General features: G+C 46.6%; 18 protein-coding genes. 3 read left to right on the top strand and 15 right to left on the bottom strand.

Annotation, left to right across the window (positions count from 1 at the left end; translation table 11 throughout):
* Positions 1-10: 10 nt before the first annotated feature.
* From ACYVNW_RS07575 to ACYVNW_RS07505, 15 genes are all read right to left on the bottom strand, one after another.
* Positions 11-595 (bottom strand): hypothetical protein, encoded by a 585-nt coding sequence (locus ACYVNW_RS07575; protein WP_460679246.1) that lies wholly within the window; start codon positions 593-595, stop codon positions 11-13.
* 313 nt (positions 596-908) lie between these two features.
* Positions 909-2,120 carry a hypothetical protein gene (locus ACYVNW_RS07570; RefSeq protein ID WP_460679245.1) on the bottom strand — a complete coding sequence of 404 codons (1,212 nt, stop codon included), beginning with the start codon at positions 2,118-2,120 and terminating at the stop codon, positions 909-911.
* Positions 2,121-2,467: 347 nt separating this feature from the next.
* Positions 2,468-3,688 carry a head maturation protease, ClpP-related gene (locus ACYVNW_RS07565; protein ID WP_460679244.1) on the bottom strand — a complete coding sequence of 407 codons (1,221 nt, stop codon included), beginning with the start codon at positions 3,686-3,688 and terminating at the stop codon, positions 2,468-2,470.
* Positions 3,689-4,086: 398 nt separating this feature from the next.
* Positions 4,087-4,344 (bottom strand): hypothetical protein, encoded by a 258-nt coding sequence (locus ACYVNW_RS07560; protein WP_460679243.1) that lies wholly within the window; start codon positions 4,342-4,344, stop codon positions 4,087-4,089.
* Between the two features lie 183 nt (positions 4,345-4,527).
* On the bottom strand, positions 4,528-5,391 hold the full coding sequence (locus ACYVNW_RS07555) for a hypothetical protein (RefSeq protein ID WP_460679242.1): 864 nt from the start codon (positions 5,389-5,391) through the stop codon (positions 4,528-4,530).
* Between the two features lie 81 nt (positions 5,392-5,472).
* Positions 5,473-7,026 (bottom strand): hypothetical protein, encoded by a 1,554-nt coding sequence (locus tag ACYVNW_RS07550; RefSeq protein WP_460679241.1) that lies wholly within the window; start codon positions 7,024-7,026, stop codon positions 5,473-5,475.
* Entirely contained in the window at positions 7,023-8,333 is a 1,311-nt protein-coding gene (locus ACYVNW_RS07545) for a hypothetical protein (RefSeq protein WP_460679240.1), read from the bottom strand. Before ACYVNW_RS07545 ends, ACYVNW_RS07550 begins: the two co-directional genes overlap by 4 nt.
* Positions 8,334-8,413: 80 nt before the next feature.
* On the bottom strand, positions 8,414-9,271 hold the full coding sequence (locus tag ACYVNW_RS07540) for a hypothetical protein (protein ID WP_460679239.1): 858 nt from the start codon (positions 9,269-9,271) through the stop codon (positions 8,414-8,416).
* Between the two features lie 83 nt (positions 9,272-9,354).
* Positions 9,355-11,358, bottom strand: a complete 2,004-nt coding sequence (locus tag ACYVNW_RS07535; RefSeq protein ID WP_460679238.1) for a hypothetical protein — start codon at positions 11,356-11,358, stop codon at positions 9,355-9,357.
* A 4-nt stretch (positions 11,359-11,362) separates the two neighbouring features.
* On the bottom strand, positions 11,363-13,480 hold the full coding sequence (locus tag ACYVNW_RS07530; protein ID WP_460679237.1) for a hypothetical protein: 2,118 nt from the start codon (positions 13,478-13,480) through the stop codon (positions 11,363-11,365).
* Positions 13,481-13,584: 104 nt separating this feature from the next.
* Positions 13,585-14,040 carry a hypothetical protein gene (locus tag ACYVNW_RS07525; RefSeq protein ID WP_460679236.1) on the bottom strand — a complete coding sequence of 152 codons (456 nt, stop codon included), beginning with the start codon at positions 14,038-14,040 and terminating at the stop codon, positions 13,585-13,587.
* 84 nt (positions 14,041-14,124) lie between these two features.
* Complete coding sequence (locus ACYVNW_RS07520) at positions 14,125-14,262, bottom strand: hypothetical protein (RefSeq protein ID WP_460679235.1); 138 nt, start codon at positions 14,260-14,262, stop codon at positions 14,125-14,127.
* Between the two features lie 5 nt (positions 14,263-14,267).
* Entirely contained in the window at positions 14,268-14,969 is a 702-nt protein-coding gene (locus ACYVNW_RS07515) for a hypothetical protein (protein WP_460679234.1), read from the bottom strand.
* A 26-nt stretch (positions 14,970-14,995) separates the two neighbouring features.
* Complete coding sequence (locus ACYVNW_RS07510; protein ID WP_460679233.1) at positions 14,996-16,207, bottom strand: PBSX family phage terminase large subunit; 1,212 nt, start codon at positions 16,205-16,207, stop codon at positions 14,996-14,998.
* An 80-nt stretch (positions 16,208-16,287) separates the two neighbouring features.
* Positions 16,288-16,779, bottom strand: a complete 492-nt coding sequence (locus tag ACYVNW_RS07505; protein WP_460679232.1) for a terminase small subunit — start codon at positions 16,777-16,779, stop codon at positions 16,288-16,290.
* A 224-nt stretch (positions 16,780-17,003) separates the two neighbouring features.
* On the opposite strand from ACYVNW_RS07505, the gene ACYVNW_RS07500 reads away from it, so the two are divergent.
* From ACYVNW_RS07500 to ACYVNW_RS07490, 3 genes are all read left to right on the top strand, one after another.
* Positions 17,004-17,807 carry a hypothetical protein gene (locus ACYVNW_RS07500; RefSeq protein WP_460679231.1) on the top strand — a complete coding sequence of 268 codons (804 nt, stop codon included), beginning with the start codon at positions 17,004-17,006 and terminating at the stop codon, positions 17,805-17,807.
* Positions 17,808-17,903: 96 nt separating this feature from the next.
* Complete coding sequence (locus ACYVNW_RS07495) at positions 17,904-18,245, top strand: hypothetical protein (protein WP_460679230.1); 342 nt, start codon at positions 17,904-17,906, stop codon at positions 18,243-18,245.
* 181 nt (positions 18,246-18,426) lie between these two features.
* Positions 18,427-19,635: a GAF domain-containing sensor histidine kinase gene (locus ACYVNW_RS07490; protein WP_460679229.1), complete on the top strand. Its 1,209-nt coding sequence runs from the start codon at positions 18,427-18,429 to the stop codon at positions 19,633-19,635.
* Positions 19,636-19,700 lie beyond the last annotated feature (65 nt).

Here is a 19,700-nt window from a genome sequence, read left to right as displayed (position 1 = left end):
GTTTATCAGATTAAACGGCTAATGCTTCCAGTGCAGCCAGGGTGCTGGCGTAGGTAGCGGTACCGCTTTGTGGGGCTATAGATACCGCACGTGGTGGATAAGGCTCTTTTAGCTTGTCGGGATTGGTTAGCTTCAGTTTGTAGCCGCCCTCAATGGTTTCGTCGGCAGCGTTGCGCTCGGCATCGGTAAGCATCAGGCCGTTTACAGCGCCGAATAATTCGATGGCCGAATCACTGGCTTTGTAGTTGTTGATGACGATGGCCTGTACTCTGCCATAACCCATGGCGCGCAACTGGTTTTTTACGGCTACCGAAAGGCCTGCAATGTTAAAGTCAATCTCCTCGGTATAGCGTGGGCCTACCTGGGTTTTGGTGAGTTTGGAGATGGCGTTGAAGCTGTTATTGGTGCCTTCAAACTTGTAAACTTTGGCGCTGCTTACGGCAGCCAGGCCGGTTACAATCAGAGGGTTAGCAGCATCGAAAGTTAAAGTGATTTCATCCTGATTGAAAATATAAATTACATCTTCAATACCTGAGGTTACCGGCTCGCCGGCGGCCAGGCTGAACCCGGCGCTGATTTTATTGTAAATAGACATAGTAAAGTTATTGAGTCCCAGTCCCAGAGGAGGGAAATCGGGCTTAATTATTAAATAGTTATTTTGTGTTGGTAGGTTCTATTTAAGAGGAGATCTGTGATTTCATTTCATTTCATTTGCCCCATGGGGCTGCCTGTTTGTAGAAATGATGAAGTAATCCAATTATTGCTCCGTTAGAAGTTACCCATTAATGAAGTATGAAAAGGGTAGCCCTTACAGGGCAAACCAAAAGGCATTTATGCTATAAACGGGTAGTCCTTACGGGACAAAAAGTTTGTTTGAAATGTGGCGTAGTGAAGTTTTGAAATGAGACTTACGCTGATAAGTAAAACAGTTCGTTGGCGAATTTGAAGTTGACGGCGGCTTTCATGCGGGCCTTCATGCGCACCACGTTGTCGTTGGTGTAGGGTTTGAGGTATACGGTGGATAGTTCGGAAGCATCGCCCAGTAAATCAACACCCAGGAACAGGTTGGAACTGCGGGCACCCAGTATGGTATTGGCCTGCCAGTGGTTCATCAATTGCAGTGGAATGCCCAGGTAATCCATCTTCTTTTTATCGGTAAAGGCATTCAGTACGTTTACTGCCTTATCGGCTTGTGCCTGTGCATAAGCATAGCCTACATGCAGCGGAATCTGCAGGTTGAAATCATCCTGCACACGGTCGGCCGGGTCAAGCTGCGAATATACGCCGCTCAGTACACCCAATACGTTGCTGGCATTAATATAGTTTACCGTGGCTGATGCTGCCGAGCCGGTAAATGTAGCAGCTTTACGGGTATTGATTTCGTTGTAGTTACGCACCAGTTTGAATGAGGTAGCATCCAGTACCTGAATGAAGTACGATTGCCCCTGCACATCAATTGTTACTGCTGGAGCATTGGTAGTATCTTTGGTAGTGCCGGTTACAGCGCTGATCGTAACTACATCACCATCGCGGAGGGCGGCGGTGCTGCTTACGGTAACCACGCCTGATGAATTGATGCCTGATGCCGCCATAGAAGTGGCCGGTTTATTCAGCCCTACTTTAAATACACTGTCACTGGCAGCAATAGAAGGCAGCAGACCTTTAAACTCCTGGCTGAAAGCCGCCTCTTTAGTGGCCGATTTACCCAGCCAGTACAGGCGCTCGTTGGCAATTTGAATTTTGGTGAGGTAGCGCTGTACCATAAAGTCGCTCAGGTCAACCACGCCTTCGTAATCGCCGAAGGCGCCGGGAGCTAAACTTTGGGCTTCCCAGCTTTGCACCAGTTTGTCCCATTGTTCCTGTTTCATAAATTCGTATACCACCGGGTCCAGCCAGCTTTCGGTTTGGGTGGCAGTGGTGCCCTGGTCGTTAAACATGCCGGAGGGGTCCTGCAGTTTTACATCATCATCCACATCCAGGATGAGTTTGCGAGATTTTACATCGTTGATCACAGTGAGCAGTCCGCGTTTTACAGAATCTGCTTCCAGCAAGGTGCTGGCCATAAACCCGGCCAGCGCTTCGCCGGCATAGGTATTGTTGGTAAAGGTAAATTGAGCCATTGTTGTGTTCGCCCCCGGCCCCCTAAAGGGGGAGCTTTTGTGTTTGATTAGAGTAACCTTTTAGGGAAAGGTGTGGCACCGGCCCCCGGAAGAGGGAGTTTGAGGTGGTGATTGAGGTTAAGTAGAAGATTAGAGTTACAGAGCGAGCTGTAACTAAGGTTTTGTCATGGCGAGGAGGAACGACGTGGCCATCGCACGGAGGCCTCTGCGCGTGGTATACATTAGCCGCACTGTAGCTTTGCTCTGTATAGCAAGCGATTGCCACGCTACCGCTCGCAATGACAAGTTTTTTTAATTCAAGTAAGCAAGCGAAAATTTCTGTTCCCCCTTCAGGGGGTTAGGGGGCTTCACTTTGCATCCCTTACCGCCTTTTTAACGGCGTTTTGTGCCAGCTGGCTTTGCGGGGCGAAGAACGGTTGAGCTTCGGCTTTGGCCTTGTTGCTGCGTTTGGAGCCTTCGGGGGTAAAGGTGGACTTGATTTCATTGCGCACTTCATCGCGGGTTTGCTTCAGGCGGGTGCTGGCCTCTTCGAGGGCGGCGCGGGCTTCGGTGAGCAGGGCATTTTGGGCATGCAGTTTGGCCTTTAATGCGGCCACCTGATTTTTCACATTGCCGGTGTATGATTTGATACCCAGCCTGCTTTCGGGCATAGCATCATCGTCATCCATTGGGGCAGCATCCGGATCGGGCTGAGTAAGGGTTTGTATTTTGCCGCCCTGTACGGTGAGTTGCTTGCCGCTGGGCGAGGTGTACACATCATCGGGTGCAGGTGTTTCCATGGCCTCATCCTGGTATACCTCGGTGCCGGGCTCAGGTTCGCCGGTATGGTAGAGAGGGCCTTTGTCGGTGATGGTTTGCTTGTTCATTACCCGTTTAAAAAAGTTCATCATTTTGTTGAGTATGCTGGTGGTTTTATCTACCAGATCGTGGTTGTGCATGTTCATGTGCGTGTATTGGTTATCGGTGTTTTTAGAGTGAGTAAAAAGCTTATTAAGGCAGCGCTGGTAAACAGCAGGAGCAGTACCAGTACAACGGCTGATGATGGCACTGTTGGTAATAGTGGCCTGATAATTATCTACCTGGTCAATAAAACCCAAGGCCAGGGCCTGGTCGGCCGTCATCCAGGTAACGGCGTTAATGAGGCTGTTGATGGTGGCGGCATCCAAGCCGGTTCTGTCTATGTAAATTTGTGCCAGGCGGGTTTGTACGGCGTTCAGCATCTGTACATCTTTCAGCAGTTCATCGGCGTTGCCGCCGCTGCCTACCATGGGCTTGTGTATCATGAGCAGGGCGTACTTGCTCATTACCACACGGTGGCCGCCCATGGCTACAATGGAGGCAGCCGAGGCGGCCAGGGCATCTATATAGGTGGTTACATGGCCGGGGTATTTTTTGAGCAGATCGTGCATCGTAATGGCATCAAAGGCGGAGCCGCCCGCCGAGCTGATGTGCACATCTACATCCTGGTCGCCGGCTGCCGTGAGCTGGGCCTGCAGGGCGGCGGCCGACAGGCTGCCCGAGCCGATATCATCCGTATCGGTGTCATAAAGGTAAATTTGGTAGGGCATGGGTGGTGAATAAGTGAATGAGTGAGTTGTTGGAGGAGTGAGGGGATGAGTGAAATGTTATTAGCAATTTCACTCACCCTGTCATGCTGAGGCTCTCGAAGTATGGGCTCACAGGTCATTCCTAATGAATGTCTCTGCTACTACCCTTCGAGTACCTCAGGGTGACAGTGGTATTGATTTGACTTATGTGCGAAAAAGGAGTGAATTAAAGATAACTGCTTTAACAGTGATGAAGCACCTGATGGGTATAAGATTTAAGTGGCTTTCCTTAGTGTTTCTATACTTCAAAGATGAGTATAATTTTTGAATGTTTTGGTGACATAAATGTGTCAGTACCCCAACTTTTTTCATTTTTATGCAAATTGTGCCGTTTGGCATAGTATGAGCTGAAAAATTCTTCAAACTGATGCAGCTAAAGGGGCATCCGTATCGGCAAAAGTGTGCAGGGCGCGCCAGATGGTACGGCGGTCGCGGTTGAATTGGATCTGGGCCTCAGCTACCGCCTGGTTGCGGCTGATGTGACGGGTTTGCTGGCGTGCCTGCACCCACAGGTAGATTTCGCGGTAGAGGAATACTTTATCGTTGATGAAACCGGCCTTATGTAGCTCGGCTAATGCGCCGCTGCTGAACAGGGTGTTGGCTAACTGGATAGTCATTAGTGTGAATTCTGAAAATTAAACATTCGAAAGTTAAAAAGAGAGGAGCAGTGCCGGGAGGATTTAGATATGCTTTGTGTTTAAATACGATACAAGTAACCAAAAGGTAGCAATTGCAAAATCAATAATTAAGTTTTACACGCTGCCAAAGTATTTAGTCTTTGGCAGCCTATATTATTCATTTTAATTACGGTTACCGGTATACTTACCGTTCTCAAAGTAAAAAAACAATTTATTGTCCTTACCATACACCCACTGCTGACGCGAGGTATGGCCCACCTGCGAGGAGTTGATGTGATCAGGCTTACCAATCACCAGCTCAAAAGCATCAGCAGGCATGCCTTTGGGGGTAGACATATTCTTCACTGCCTCCCAGATGGCAGGAGTAAAGTGGTAGAGGGTTTTGGGGTCTTGGGTGAAGAAGATGTTGTTGAAAAGGTATCCACTCATGTGCTGTGTGTTGGTGCCGCTTATATCTGCCATCATAACGGCTTGCTTGCCTGTTCGAGTTTTGAATGTAATTATTACCGGAAAATTATTATTACCACCCATAGATACAGCAACCACCTTTACCGGCTCAAAGCGGTTAAGTTCCACCTCGCCAGACAATATACGTTCAGAGGAGGCCGAAGCTGAAGCTTTGTCTTTATTGAGCCACAGGGTTTTGCCCACCAACAAGTTCTTTGCATCCTCTATATCTTTGAGTGGCGCTATTTCAGGAAAAGAGCCATCGCTGATAAAGCAAAGATATTCCACTCCCAAGCTATCTTGAAAATGTCCATTCCGGTCATCAATGCTCAATAGTTTCATTTTTTTACCAATCAGTTCTTTAAATAGAATCGGCTTCCTGGGTTCATCAGCTTTATGGATCACATAACTCACCGGCGATGAATAACCACCGGTAGGTAGAACAATATAAGTTTCTCCTATGGTTTTTTTCAATTCCCGGTAAGGCAGCGGGCCATAAAGTTTGTTTTGACCGTTTGACTGTGCTTTTACGTTAATAACAATTGACAGCGCGAGTATACAAAGTGATAAGTATTTCATGATGAGTAACAGGTTGCTAATTATATTGGTAAATATAAAATTAGCCTTGCACTTCAGCAAATATATTTTTGCACATTGAGGCTATAAGTTTACCCGGTTTACAGTTTGGGCCAGTATGTTTTGCTGGTTGTTTACATCCTTTACATCCACATAAATGGGAGGAAAGTTATTGATCATCTGGTAGGCCAGGGTATTGGCCAAATCCTGCTGGTTTTGCATGGGCTGGCTGTAGTAGCGGTTGGCGTTGCCGCCATCGGTAAAAATGCCGCCTATGGCATAGCCGCGGCCGGGGTTGCTAACCGAAAAATCGCGCCCGCCGTGCATCACGTTAATGGCGCTGACCAGGTTGCGCGCCCAGGGGTTGCGCATGGCCTCTGATACCACCACCGCCTCGCCCGAGCGCAGGTAGGCATTGGTATTATCGGTGCGGCTGTAGCCGGGCAGCAGGGCGCCCCGCCCGTCTGACAGGTACTGGCCGCCACGGGCAAAGCCGGGCTTTTGTTTCATGATGCTGGCCAGGTTGGCGGCCCCGGTGGCCGCCACAATTACGGTTTCGGCAATGGCTTTGGGTACACCAATTACTGGGATGCCAGAATTGGCTTTCCAGATGCCCATAATTGCAGTTCGGGTATCCATGATGACCTGTGCGGCGGCGGCGGCCTGGTGGGCCTTAAAAGCTACCCTGGCGGCAATGGTATTTTTGCCAAAAATGCTGCCCAGGGCAACTGCCATACGGTCGGCTGACTGCAGGTATTGCTTTTGCTGGCTTAGTTCGGCAGCCTGCCGCGCTTTATCCAACTGTGCCTGCTTAAGTTTAGCTTCTTGTTTAATTTTATAGATCGCGCCCTCTTTTTCACCTGCGGCATCAATGGCCTGCTTAGTTTCCAAATTAAGCAGTTCCTGCCGGTGCTGAAACTCTTTTTTCCAGTCGCCTTTGGATTGATCTTCAGTAATATCACCTTCCAAGTGTTCTTTTTTGTCCTGCGTTTCGGCGTTGTCAAATGTTTGTTTTAGCTTCTTTTGATCATCGGTGTTTTTGATTTCCAGTTGGCCTAAAATATCATTAGCCTTATTGATATTTGTTTGCGCATTTTTTTGTAAATCCTCTAATTCTTTTTTTCTTTTTTGTTCATTTTCATTCAGTTTCTCACCATTTAATGTCGAAAGTTCGGTTTGTGCTTTTTGATCAAAACTTGTGTTCTGGTCAAGTATTGCTGTAACATCATCAACCTGCTTTTTGTAATCTGTTTGTAATTGCTTTTCAGCAATTTCTTTGGCAGACTTGCCCATTTTATTTAATTCTGTTGAGTACAGGTCGAGTTTGGCAAATCCGTCCTGCTCAAATTTACCGGTTATGGCAGAAAGCTTGCCGTTAAGTTCATCATTTAACTGCCCTTTAGCATTTTGGGCCGCCTCGTATTGCTTTTTATGCTGTTTGGCATACCTGGGGTCTTTTAGGGAGAGTTTTTCGTACTCGTCAATAAATATCTGGTAAGTATTAATCAGCTCGGTGTAGTGCTGGGTGGTGTTGCTAATCTCCAGGGCATAGCCGGTCATCAGTTCCTGTGCCTGCCGCATTTTTGACTGGGCCACCTCGCCGTCGGCCTGCTTAATAAATTCGTTTATGCGGTTCACTTCTTCCTGCTCGCGCTGCCGGGCTTGGCGGCGCGCTCCTCGGCCGCTTTGGCGGCGGCTTCATCGCGGGCTTTTTTCTTATCGGCTTTCTCCTGCACCAGTTTGTCGGCCTCATCCAGCAGGGCCTTGCTGCTATCGCGGTGCTCTTTGCGCAGGCTGATGATGTCTAAATCTGCTTTTTTAATGGCATCAAACTGGGCCTGGTTAATTTTGCCTTCGTTCAGCATTTCCTGGGCGTATTGGGTGCCGCGCTCTATCAAGGCGGCCAGTTCTTTATCATTTAAATCGCCGTTAATGCGGGCATCTTCAATGGCATTGGTGCGCGCCTGATCGGCCAGCTTTTTATTGGTATTAAAATTCTTTTGTTCCAGCGCCTGGGCTTTTTGCAGGTATTTTTCGCGTTCTGTAATGTTGAGTTTGGTGTTTTCGGTATGCTGCTTCAGCAAATCAATCTGGTCTTCAATGCTTTTGTTGGCCACTTCCTGTGCGCTCAGGGTGGTTTTCAGGTTTTCCTGCGCCTTTGCCAGTTCAAAGGCATCCTTAGCGGCCTGTACCATGCCGCCGCTCATGTTTTTGAGGCTGTCAATAGGGTGCATTATCAAATTGCCCAACTGGCTCATTACGGCACCTGCGGCGGCGGTAGCCGCAGTAAGCCAGTCCATCAGTGGTTTAAATTCCTGCAATTTTTCAACCAGTGCAGCAACCGCTACAATGATGAGCCCGATGCCGGTTTCGGCCAGCGCCACTTTAAAATTCTGCATCCCCCCGGTGAGGCCGGGCATCACTCCCTTTAGTGATTCCATCACCCCCTTACCGGAAGCCATACCTTCGCGAAACACGGTATAGGCCTGGTTGGCTTTACTGATACCTTCCTTTAGCGGACTCATCACCTCTGTGGCTGTTTTCAAGTGCTCGACAAAGGGTTTAAAGCCATTGGCAGATTCGCCCAGCACTTCGCTCAAAAAACCGGATGCTTCAGACAGTTTTTTAACTTTTCCGGTGGCACCCTCATAAGCCGTTCCCCATAATTGTGTGCGGTTTTGATTGGCTGCCAGCACCCGTTCCTGGTCATTTAGTATCTTATTGGTTGCGGTCAGGCTGTTTGAAGTACTGTCTATTTTGGTTTTATACTTCTCAATCAGTCCTGTTAAACTTTCATAATACCTGGAGTTGGCCTGGCCACTTTGTGCCAGCGCCAGTTGCTGCTGTGTTAAGTCGCCCAGTTTTTGGTATAGCTTATTTACTGTGGCGGTCAGCGCTTCAGCGCTCGCTTGCGTTTCTTTAATCTGATCTTTAAAATCATCCATCAGTTGTTAATGTTTTTAATGCCTATTGGCATAGTTTGGTAGGAATTTAAGGCAGTAATCAAGTGTACTGCCTTTTTATATTAATTATGGTTACCGGTGTACTTACCGTTCTCAAAGTAAAAGAACAATTTATTGTCTTTACCGTACACCCACTGCTGGCGCGAGGTATGGCCCACCTGTGAGGAGTTGATATGGTCGGGCTTGCCGATCACCAGCTCAAAAGCATCGGCAGGCATGCCTTTAGGGGTAGACATATTCTTGACCGCTTCCCAAATGGCAGGGGTAAAGTGGTAGATGGTTTTAGGGTCTTGTGTGAAAAATATGTTGTTGAACACATACTGGGGATCGTGGTCGGTATTGGTACCGCTTACATCTGCTTTAAGTACTGCTTCTTTTCCTTTTGCAGTTTTGAATTTAAGAATAACAGGGCGATTATTATTTGTGCCTGTAGAAACAGAAATTATTTTTACTGGTTCAAAGCGATTGAGTTCTATTTCATTAGACAGTATACCATTGGGCAGAGCTGACGCAAAGGCCTTGTCTTTGTTTAGCCACAAAGTTTTGCCCACTAAAAGGCTCCGTGCATCTTCTATATCTTTAAGTGGAGCTATTTCGGGAAAAGTATTATCAATGATGCTACAAGTGTAATCTACTCCCAAGCTGTCTTTGAAATTACCTTTTCGTCCCTCTATGCTCATCAGCTTCATCTTTTTACCGATTAAGTCTTTAAACAAAACCGGCTTTCGGGGTTCGTCAGCTTTTTTAATTACATCACTTTCGGGAAATGAATTATTACCAGTGAGTAAAACGATGTAAGTTTCGCCTATGGTTTGATCTAGTTCCCGGTAAGGCAGCGGGCCATATGGATGAGTGCCGGATTGACTGAAACCGGTAAGCGTTGTAAAGGTAGTTATTAGGGCAAATAATATTTTCTTCATTTTTAAGGTTGCTAACATTTTTGGTTAAATATAAAGCTTGACTAATAAAGTTGCAAATGAAGTTATGCACAGCAGGGCACATTCTATCCCAGCAACACCAACTCCACCTTAGTAGGCTGCCCTTTGCGCCAACTGTCAATTTTGTTGATGTAGTAGTAGGCGTTGTCCTGCCCGAGGTAAACGGGGATGAGCAGGTCGAGCTCCAGTATATCTCGTGGGGTGAGCAGGAAATAGCGCACCACCTTTTTGCTGCGGCTTAGTATCTTTTCCAGTTCGGGGTAGTATTGCAGGCGCAGCCGGTCGTACAACAAACTGTACTGGCCGCCGGGTTTATCAAAGTAGGGTACACTCAGGGTATCGTTTACGGTGATGCTGCTGGCGCTGCCGTCGGTAAACCTTACGCTACGGTCGCCCTGTTTACGCAGGTCCAGCTTTTCATCAATCAAAATGCGGGGCTGGGTACTGATGCTGAAATCATCATTATCACCGTCCTTCTCAATTTTGCTGATCTGTGCTATGGTACCGCCTATCCAGTAACGGTTCAGGGTGGGGGCAAACTGACTTTCGAACAAGTCGGCAGTAGCAGCCAGTGTGGTATCTGCTACCTTGATCTGGCTGTTGGCCAGTCCGGCGGGTTTTACATTGTCATCGTCTTTGTATTTCAGGTAATTCAGCTGTGCATAGCCGCCCAGCTGGAAGCTGATGGTTTTGCCCTGGTTAAGGCACTTGCCCGTCCAGTTGCGGGCTATAGGAATATTATTAACGATATCCCTGAATGAAGCAAAGGTAACTGTGCGGTTAATGTTATCGGCCTGGCAAACGATACCGAAACGCTGCAGGGTATCTTTCAACAAATCTTTTTGGCCGATATCAGGGAAGATACGTTCGCACTGTACCGTGTGCGTGTACAGTACATCTTCTTTTTTATTGATGATGCTAAATTCGGCTTTGGTGAGTATGCCTTCGGTGTATTGTTCAATAGAGTAGGTAACCAATACTTCAGTGCCTTTTAATAAATCCACTTCTGCAGATAAAGTTTGTTTTTTATACTCAGAAAAATCTCCCCATTTGCCGGTGGCACCGTGTTTTTCACTTATTGAATAATCGATGTAAGGGCCTCCACCAGGCGGGTTGGCGCGAATGAAAAGGCGAACCACAGCGCCCTTATTGTTTGTGTTGCTGCGTACCTTTACATCATAATTTAAGGTGATGGTAGCCTTCATGTGCTCAGGAGCTGTATACGAGCGCCGGCTAATATCAAATACTCCTTTAGACAGCGATACTGTGTTGGTGAACAGCACTCGGTTGTATGGGCTGTGATTGACCGTATACTGGTTGAAATCTTGCGGCTGTGAACTGGAAATAATTACCGAGCTATCATCAACTGCATTTTGATAATCAGTGCCGTGTGTAAAGTTATCATTGGAAAATTGAACAATCAGCTTTCTATAAAGCGGATCACTCAATAAGCGGCCCTGTGCTTTGTAACCCGTAGCAGCCATCAGCAGATCAATAGCCGAATGCAGAAAGAAACCCGGCCGCAGGTTGCGTACATCAATTTGTGGTATGCCGCTAAAGTCGGCAGCTATTTTGCCATAATCTACCACGGGCCATATCCAGCCCTCTGTTTTGGTTTGCGAGTTCACTACATTTTGCAGCGTCCATTGGTGATCGTAGGGCTTCCAGAGTTGTTTGGCGCCCCACGAACTGGCCTTGTCGCCCATTTCATACAATTTGCCGTCAATACTGTCAAAAAAGTCCACGTTACCCGATAGCACCGTGAAATTGGCTGTATCCTGTTCAATGCTGTTGAGCTCGCCAATACCAAAGGGAATAATTTCCAGGCCATCCTGAATCACTTTGCACTGGTATTGGGTGTAAGGCAAATTGTTGGTAAAAGATATCTCATCCGGAAAGCCGAGCAGTGCGCGGTTGCGCTGCGTAAGCGGTAGTTTGAACTGGTTGGAGGTATGACCCTGCTGGTTCTTTACCTCAGCCAGATTATTGATCTGGAAGGTAAGCGCTATAGGACTATCATCGCTCAGATCGGCCAGCTCGTTGTTGATATAGAGTTGTAAATCGTTCATGATCTTACTGCGTTTGGATATTGATGCCCGGCAAGTTAAAGGTAACGCTGAAGGGTGCCTGCCCGTTGCGGGTTTCGTATTCGGCAAAGGTGGCAGTATTGAGCACCACGGTTTGCCACTTGATAGGGTTGCGGCCCACCAGCATTTGTACTTTGGGTGAGTATTTAATGGCTTGCAGCCCTTTGATATCATTTACTGATAAGTCTTCGGCCATTACCTTCATTTTCAATCCGGCGCTTTTGCTGATTACGTCTTCAATGGCATCCTGGCGTTCCCAATCTTGTACAAAGCGTTTAATGATGGTGGCGTTCTGTACATCCAATGTTACCTCCTGGTTGTACACAAACCGGTAATAATTCCAGCTGCCGCTCAGGCCAATCCAACGCAGGTATACGGATTGGTCGTCTACGGCATCATCAATACGCACTACTTGTGTTTGCGTTACCGGATGTACGCCCTGCGCATCGGCATACTTCAGGCAGAGCGTAAAGTAGGCTGCCTGCGGTGCAAAGCCGCCGCTTATCAATAAGCGGTTTAAGCCGATGTGTTGCGCCATCGACACGTTGCCAATGCTTTGCCGGCTGATGATGAGGCGGCTACCATCCGTATTTAAAAGAAAAGAGCCATCTTCATTGAGCAGGTAAGTAGTTTGCGGGCCGCCGGGCAGCGGCTTGCGGTTAATATCGAGTTGTGCAATTTCGCAGTACAGGTTAAGCCCGGCCACCTCTTCGCTGTAAATAAAACCGATATCAAAGGGATAATGCTCGCTGTAGGCCGGCTCTGCAAAATCGGTTACCCAACGGGCCAGTTGGTTAGGGTTGATGACCGCCTTAAAGGGAACGTAAGCGGCCATGTTGCCGCCGTGCAAATCACCTAATTGTTTAGCGGCGTAAATAACATAATAGGGGTGCTGTACCCCGATATGAGTACGGGTGGCCTCTTCATCATTCTGGCCGTCCCATGCTTCGGCATAGGCAATGGTGTAACTGGCGCTGAGGTTATCATCACGGTAGTTGATATCGGTATAAGTACTTTCGTCCTGCGCCCGCAGCAGGCTTTGCAGAAATGAGGACAGATCGGCTTTAACCAAGCCGCTATTGTCAGGCCGGTTGGTACTCACCAGGCTTTGCGTTTGCCCGGATATTTTATCCTGATAGGTAATTTTAGTATATACCTTGTAGTAAGGCCTCAACCGGTTGCTGTTCATAAAGCCGCTGAGGCCCTGCATATCCGCCTGCCAGGGAAGGGCTATCACCACCTGAAAAGCATCAGCAGGCCGGGTTACTTTGTAAGTGCCTTTATAATGGCCGGCTTCAAGATAAATATAGTCATTAGTGGTTAGTGTGCCTATGTAGCCATTCAGGGTAAGCTGAGTTTCTGTATCGCTGTAATATTCCAGGCGCTGCAATTCATAATCTTTGCGCTGGTAGGTGAATACGATGGGATTGTAAGCGGCGCTCCAACGGCTGGTGTTGCCATTGCCCAAATCAATTGTGGGATCGCTCTGCAATAAATTATGACTGGCAGGCAGAGTAAAATCAATGCTATTGCCACAGCCGCCAGCATCCTGAATGTAGATGGTGTAACCTCCGCCCTTAAGCCGGGTAAAAACCGGTGAACTCTGCCAATTGGTTCCATCTAAACTGTATAAAATAGGCAAATGACTGGAGCTGGCCTCAATGCTCACCTGGCCATCGGCAGCGCCATAATCGCTTTCGGGTTTATCAATACTTACCCTGTTGATGGTGGCATCGCATATACCTGGCTGCGAGGTTGTGCCGGAGGGAACTTCGCTGGCCTCGCTTACGCCCACAATTACGGCCTGATAGTTAAATGAACTATTGTGTATGATACCTACATAAATACGGGCGCTCTGACCGGGGATTACTACCTGGCTCACAGGGGTAAACACGCCATTAAAGTTTTCCTGGTAACTCACAATAATGTTGTTACCGTTGGCCCTTGCCCCGTTTTCATCAAAGATACTGATGTAAACCTCGCCGGTGGTTTGATAATCAACCGGCTGCTGGACAGCCACATTGCTGTAATCTACCTGGCCGATAGCTGAGGCATTAATGACGGGCGGGTAGTAATTAATTTCTATACGCGGATAAACGTTCATGAGAAATGTTAGAAAATGAATAAGTTAGGAAATGAGAAAAAATAAAAGGAGTGAATGGTAAAAGTTGGATGAAGAAAATAGAGTGACATTCACTCCGAGTTTCCTTATCCATTCATCAGTTTTTCGAAGTAAAGGGTACTTAATGTAAGTGTTAACCCAACGCCGGTAGTGTTCACATTGTATTTGTTGTACACAGGTACACATTTGGCCTTCAGGCCGGCTTTAATTTTAAAGTATCGGCCTTCGCCTTCGCGGTAGCCGGCGGCTTTTACTACAAACTGGTTAGCCAAATGCAGGGCTTGTTGTACCAAGGTTTCGTTATCGGCAGTGAACTGTCCGAACTCGGTTTTGTATAAAAACTCAAGGTATAGGGTATAAGTATTGTCTACCGAGCCGTTAAGGGCCGGCACCACATCTACCGTTTGTAGTGGATGCAGAAATACACAGGGAAAAGCAGCATCATCTGCCAGCAGATTCAGCTCATTGGCCGAGCCATAAATAAATGTGGTTGAAACCGGCAGCAATTGCGTAACGGCTTCAATTTGGTTGCGGATAGGCATGGGGTGGGAAAGTCAAAAGTTAAAAGTCAAAATTCAAAAAGTTTGGAGCGTGGGTTAAGAAGAGCGGAAAGCGATGGGCTACAGTTACTTTTGGGCCATTTGCAGTTCAGTATAGCGGCGCTGGTATTCGGCTTCGGTTTTGTTGAGCAGCAGTTTGGTGAGCACACGCTCGTAGGGTAAATTGAGTACGGCATCCCAGCGGGTTACATCGCCGCCGGCCAAGGCGTTTACGGTATTGATATACCTGAACCGTTCGAACGTTTTAATGCCGGCCCTGATTTCAAGCGTTGCAGGAGCCGAGGCCAAAAGCCGGTTTTCGGTTTCGATAAGTTTGGATAGCTCAAAAAAAAATACTTGGCAATGGGGAGCGCATCGGTTACCGGCAGCTGCTCTACCTGGGTTGTAAAAGCTTCGGCCTCATATTCGTTATAGGGCTTGCCCGTAACGCGGCAGTAAAAGTAATGCGCCAGTACCTGGCTGCAAGCCTTAAGCGAAGGGTTGAAGTTTTCCTGCCAGTGCTCTTCGCCATGTCGCTGAATGTGCCTGTTAATTTCTTCGGCAATCAATTCGCGTGCAGCCATAAAGGCACCGGCAGGTTCTACGGAAAGGTTATTAACCACCTTTACTTTTACGGGTTGAGCACCCGGCGTGAAAGTGACGGTTTGCGACAATTTATCGCTGCTATACAGGTGGCTGATTTGCTGTGCCAGCGCTAATACCTGCTGGTTAAATACCTGCAATTCATCAAAGCTGCGCACATTTTGCAGTGCATCGAGCGGGATGCCGGACAGAATATGGATAGCCTGTAAATCGCTCAATTGCTCGGTTGCCTGTAAGGCAATCAATTGGCCAAGTTTAAGTTCGCTTAACTGCGTCGGGATGGTGACCAGCAACTTACCGGTAGTGGTTTTAAGTGTCTTTTGTATCATTTGAAAAGTAAAATCGAGGTATGTAGCTATAACATGCCGTTAAGTTCGGCATGTCCGCCTTGCTGCTGATGGTGCGGCATACGCGATGTACGCTTCAGCGAAGGGCGGGTGCCCAAACGCATTAGGGCCACGTAACGCAAAGGGTCAATCAGGTGGTTGCTGTGGTCAACCGGCTGGTTCATATCGCGGCCTGTGGCGTCGGTTCGCCAGCAATAGCGTTCCAGTTCGCGCCGCAGGTTAATACTGCTGCGGGTAACATTAAGCCGGTAACGTTTTAAAATATCAATAGAGTAGTTGATGCTTCCGGAACCTTTATCGGTACCCGTAATGTTCCAACCCAGCAGGCGCAGTTCCTCAATGGATTTGGGCTCGGCACTGTCGGCTACAATTAATGTATTTTTGCTGATGCCGGCAGCCTGTAAGCGTGCCGACAGGGCAGGATTGGTCAGGTAGGTTTCATACAACACTTCATGCAGCCACAACTCGCCGTTCATGCGGTATACCTGCAAACAGGCAGAAGGATCGTTGGTGTAGCCAAAATCAAGGCCGCAGGCCAGCAGGGTTGCCTCCGGGGGTATGTCATCGCACAGCACCCAGTTACTCAGCACCAGGCCGCTTATTTTGCCCGTGAGACCACGGGCATACACCTTCCAGCTTTCCTCGTCGGTTAAGCGGGTACGTTCAATCTTTTCCCGTTGCGCCTGCGGCAGAAAAGGATTATGGCGGTGATCTGAAATAATGAGCTGCACCTCGGGTTGGCCCAGTACTTTATCGTGTACCCAAAAGGCCGCATTAGGGTTATAATCAATATATATGCGCTTGCGTGTACGCAGGGCCAGTTCGGTGTAAACCGCATAAGGAATACCGTTAGCCTCGTTTACAAACAGATAATCGCGCTTGCCCGATTTGGCATCCTGCCAGTCATCGTAACTTTTAAACTCGATAACCGAGCCGTTATGAAATTCAAACAGTCGGTCGGTTTTATTGATGCTTTTGACCTGCTGCTGTATGGCCGGCTCATCATCATAAATTTTTTGCGCGTCGCGAAGGGCACCGGCTTTCAGGTTGGGAATATCCTGGCCAACTACAGTAATCACCTGTTTTTCCTCGGCAATGGCGAGGCAAAAAAGTACCTGGATAATAGCAAAGGTTTTACCCGAACTGGTACCACCTTGATTAACCACTACCTGCGCCCGGCTCAGGTAATTGTGTTTGAATAAAATGGATGTTTTGAACATTTTGAAGGGACGATAGATGATGGACGATAGACAATAGATATATGTAAACAAATAAGCGAGGGTAAGCAGTAAAAAATGGTCTATTGTCCATTGTCTATCGTCTTTTCTTCTAATAACACTTCCCGCTCGTTGCCTGCAGGTACAGGGCCGCTTTCGGTAATTTCAATTTTAAGGGTTCGTATCATGTCATCGGTAGCCGTCTTTTCGCTCCATCCCAAGTTTTTGAGGGCAAAAATGGCCCCTGCTGAAGATTGGTAGTGCAGTTTTTTCTCGTACTCAGCCTCAATTTGCAGGCGGGCACGTTTAAGCAGGGCGGCATATTTGCCTTTACGTTCATAAAGCTCAAACGTTTGCCTGCTATCGAAACCCAAGTGATGGGCTAAGCCGCTCAGTGTAGGAGGCTCCGAGGGGCGGTCCCACACCTTTTGCTCCTGCGTTTCATCGGGGGCTGATTTGCTGTTTTTTACCGGAACTTCTTCGAGATGAAATTCGCCTTCGATATAAGTAAAATACCGGGCGATGCTGACGGCTAACTCTCTAACATTTTTGAATGATAAAGAATCAGGTTTCATAAATTATGTATTATATGCTTATTGGCATAAGCATGTTGTAAAAGTAAGCTAAAATTTTAACAAATGCAAATATTTTTAGCAAAATAGTTTCGGCTGGTTTTTATCATTCTACACCCTTTATTTCAGTTATAAGGGGAAATGACCGAAGAATAACTGATTAAAAATGTCATGTAACAATTAATCTATAGTTACATCTAAATTCAAAATCCAACCACACATAATACATGAAACACTACCTTACACTTTATTCAATTGCGTTAAGTATTGTCCTGAACTTTGGTATTGCATCAGCTCAAAAAACAGATACCATCAGACCAGGTAACCATCAGTTGCAAACCAAGTACTTAACCACCGGCTTAAAGCAATACCTGGTTTACTTTCAAAACAGTAAAGCGCCTAAATCCATGTATTATTCATTATGGACACGCCACGTTGCAAAAGTAAACCGGGGCGGTGAGGCGCTGTATGCCGTTACGCAACACTGGTATGCGCAAGATACTACAAGCTACAGGCATATCTACTCGCTCAACAAGCAGGCTGATTTTGCACCTGTGTATCATGCTGAAACCATTGGCAGTAAAACCAAGGCGTATAACTGGTATGCCGATCATATTGAAAGCGCTGATACCGTTGCGGGGAACCTGCAAAAAAACTTCAATTTAAAATTTACCGAACCTAATTTTAATTGGAACCTGGATATTGAAACTTTTGAAATGCTGCCACTGGCCGGAGGTAAAACATTTGCTATCAGTTTTTACGATGCCGGCTTAACACCGCCTCAGTACGAAACATTGAAGGTAACAGGCAGCGAAGTACTGGCCACCTTGGATAACCGCAAGGTAGATTGCTGGATATTGGTAAGTAAAGGTGAACACAACAAAAAAGTGTATACTCAAACTTTCTGGATCAGTAAGCAGGGACATGAATTGCTGAAAGAAGAGGACGACCTTGGCGGCGTTTACCGTTATAAAGTGAAACTGCCTGGCTTAGCGCCAGATTTGCTGAAGCGTTTTGTAACCACTCCGTAATGCTGGGATAACATCGTAAATTTAATCTCATAAACAGATTAAAATTTAAAAGGAAAGATATTATTTGTAACCTTTGCGCTGATAAATTGATTAGCAATGAGACCAGGTGATAAAGTAGTTTGTATTAATGACCGTATTGATCCTGATAAGATGGAGGAAATCCGCCAGGATTTTGAGATATGGATTACCAAGGATAAAGAATATACCGTGCGCGAGATATTGGATAATAACGGCATTGTAACCGGTATACTGCTGGAAGAAGTGCACAATTTTCCAAAGTTTTTTAAATTAATTAATCGTTATCAGGAACCGGCTTTTGCCATTTGGCGTTTTCGTAAGCTCAATTACGCTACCCAAAGTGAGGAAGAAGTGCACGAAGAAGAATTGGTGCATACCAGCAGCGAGCCTGAAAAACAAGAACAAAAATTAAAAAACTGATCATATATAGTATCAGCATACATAAGCAATCGGTTATTAAACCGGTTGCTTTTTTTATGTTTATGCCTCATATTTTAAATCCCGGATTTGTTTTGCTACGTATGTAAAAGCGCAAATCGATATCACTGGAAAGTGATGGATATGATTAATTAACTTAAGCTAAAACCCCAGTTTTGACCCCATGAGTACTATTGCGCCAATGCCAAAAAATGAAATGCAGAGAATTATTAATCTGAGTGATTATAACTTGGATTACAGTAGTTTGAACGATAATTTCAAGGAGCTGGCCAAACTTGCTGCGGCTGTAACCGGCTCGGCAACTTCATTGGTAAATATTATTGATTCTTACACCCAATGGTCGGTAGCCAGTAATCATGGCGAATTTATAATGATGCCCCGCGAAGAATCGGTATGCCAATGGACGATTAATGAAACGGATAAACTTGAGGTTAAGGATATTGGTGCCGACGAGCGGTTCAAAGATCGCAACTATGTGATTAATGATGTACACTTAAACTATTATTATGGTGTACCACTCAAAACCAGCGAAGGCCATGCGCTTGGCGCTTTGTGTGTGTTAAATCATAAAGCCATTGACCTGTCTCCTGAAAAGGAAGAAATACTTAGAATTATAGGTACTGAGGTGGTAAACCGGTTAAACACCATCAAAACCATCGAATCGCTGAAAAGCAAAATGCAAGAAGTCAATGACTCCAAAAAGCGTGTAGCGCATGACATTCGCGGTCCGCTGGCCGGCATCATTGGCCTGGCCAGTGTAATTAGTGAGCAAGGGACTGATAATGAGATCGATGAAGTACTCGAGTTTGTGAACCTTATTCATAAAAGCGGAAACTCTTTGCTGGAACTGGCCGACGAGATATTAAGTACTGATACCCCGAAAACTGGAAAGCCCGAAGTAGCACAGCACCAGTACACACAGGTGATGCTGAAAGAAAAATTGGAAAAACTCTATTGTTCGCAGGCTAAAAACAAAAAGGTGCATTTTGAGGTGCATACCGATGCAACTACTGAAGACATGCCGTTTTCAAAAAATAAACTGCTGCAAATAATAGGTAACCTGGCTTCCAACGCCATCAAGTTTACCCCGCCCGATGGTACTATAAAAGTAAACCTCTCATTGCAGCCCGAAACTACCAAGGATAACCTGTTGATTGTGGTAAGTGATAATGGCGTGGGCATGAACGAGGCGCAGATTCAAAACATATTAAGCGGCACCTCGGTAAGCAGCGATGGCACCGCCGGCGAGCAGGGTTATGGTTTTGGCTTGGCCTTGGTAAAACACTTAATTGAAAGTTTGAAGGGGACATTCAATATCACATCTGAACAGGGCAAGGGAACGGCTTTTGAGATTGTATTGCCTCAGCGATAAAATTTACCGGTTGAACATGAAGTGAATTATTGGTGAAATCAGCATAATCAAATCTTTGCTTTGCG

The organism is Mucilaginibacter koreensis, assembly GCF_054783355.1.
Note: the sequence above shows the minus strand (reverse complement) of the source record. Positions and strands in the feature narration are given on the sequence as shown.

Coding starts and splice junctions, on each gene's coding strand:
- ACYVNW_RS07555 (WP_460679242.1), bottom strand. CDS start 5,391: ATGAAATACTTATCACTTTGTATACTCGCGCTGTCAATTGTTATTAAC.
- ACYVNW_RS07505 (WP_460679232.1), bottom strand. CDS start 16,779: ATGAAACCTGATTCTTTATCATTCAAAAATGTTAGAGAGTTAGCCGTC.
- ACYVNW_RS07510 (WP_460679233.1), bottom strand. CDS start 16,207: ATGTTCAAAACATCCATTTTATTCAAACACAATTACCTGAGCCGGGCG.
- ACYVNW_RS07515 (WP_460679234.1), bottom strand. CDS start 14,969: ATGATACAAAAGACACTTAAAACCACTACCGGTAAGTTGCTGGTCACC.
- ACYVNW_RS07535 (WP_460679238.1), bottom strand. CDS start 11,358: ATGAACGATTTACAACTCTATATCAACAACGAGCTGGCCGATCTGAGC.
- ACYVNW_RS07565 (WP_460679244.1), bottom strand. CDS start 3,688: ATGCCCTACCAAATTTACCTTTATGACACCGATACGGATGATATCGGC.
- ACYVNW_RS07560 (WP_460679243.1), bottom strand. CDS start 4,344: ATGACTATCCAGTTAGCCAACACCCTGTTCAGCAGCGGCGCATTAGCC.
- ACYVNW_RS07540 (WP_460679239.1), bottom strand. CDS start 9,271: ATGAAGAAAATATTATTTGCCCTAATAACTACCTTTACAACGCTTACC.
- ACYVNW_RS07500 (WP_460679231.1), top strand. CDS start 17,004: ATGAAACACTACCTTACACTTTATTCAATTGCGTTAAGTATTGTCCTG.
- ACYVNW_RS07495 (WP_460679230.1), top strand. CDS start 17,904: ATGAGACCAGGTGATAAAGTAGTTTGTATTAATGACCGTATTGATCCT.
- ACYVNW_RS07490 (WP_460679229.1), top strand. CDS start 18,427: ATGAGTACTATTGCGCCAATGCCAAAAAATGAAATGCAGAGAATTATT.
- ACYVNW_RS07575 (WP_460679246.1), bottom strand. CDS start 595: ATGTCTATTTACAATAAAATCAGCGCCGGGTTCAGCCTGGCCGCCGGC.
- ACYVNW_RS07530 (WP_460679237.1), bottom strand. CDS start 13,480: ATGAACGTTTATCCGCGTATAGAAATTAATTACTACCCGCCCGTCATT.
- ACYVNW_RS07570 (WP_460679245.1), bottom strand. CDS start 2,120: ATGGCTCAATTTACCTTTACCAACAATACCTATGCCGGCGAAGCGCTG.
- ACYVNW_RS07525 (WP_460679236.1), bottom strand. CDS start 14,040: ATGCCTATCCGCAACCAAATTGAAGCCGTTACGCAATTGCTGCCGGTT.
- ACYVNW_RS07545 (WP_460679240.1), bottom strand. CDS start 8,333: ATGGATGATTTTAAAGATCAGATTAAAGAAACGCAAGCGAGCGCTGAA.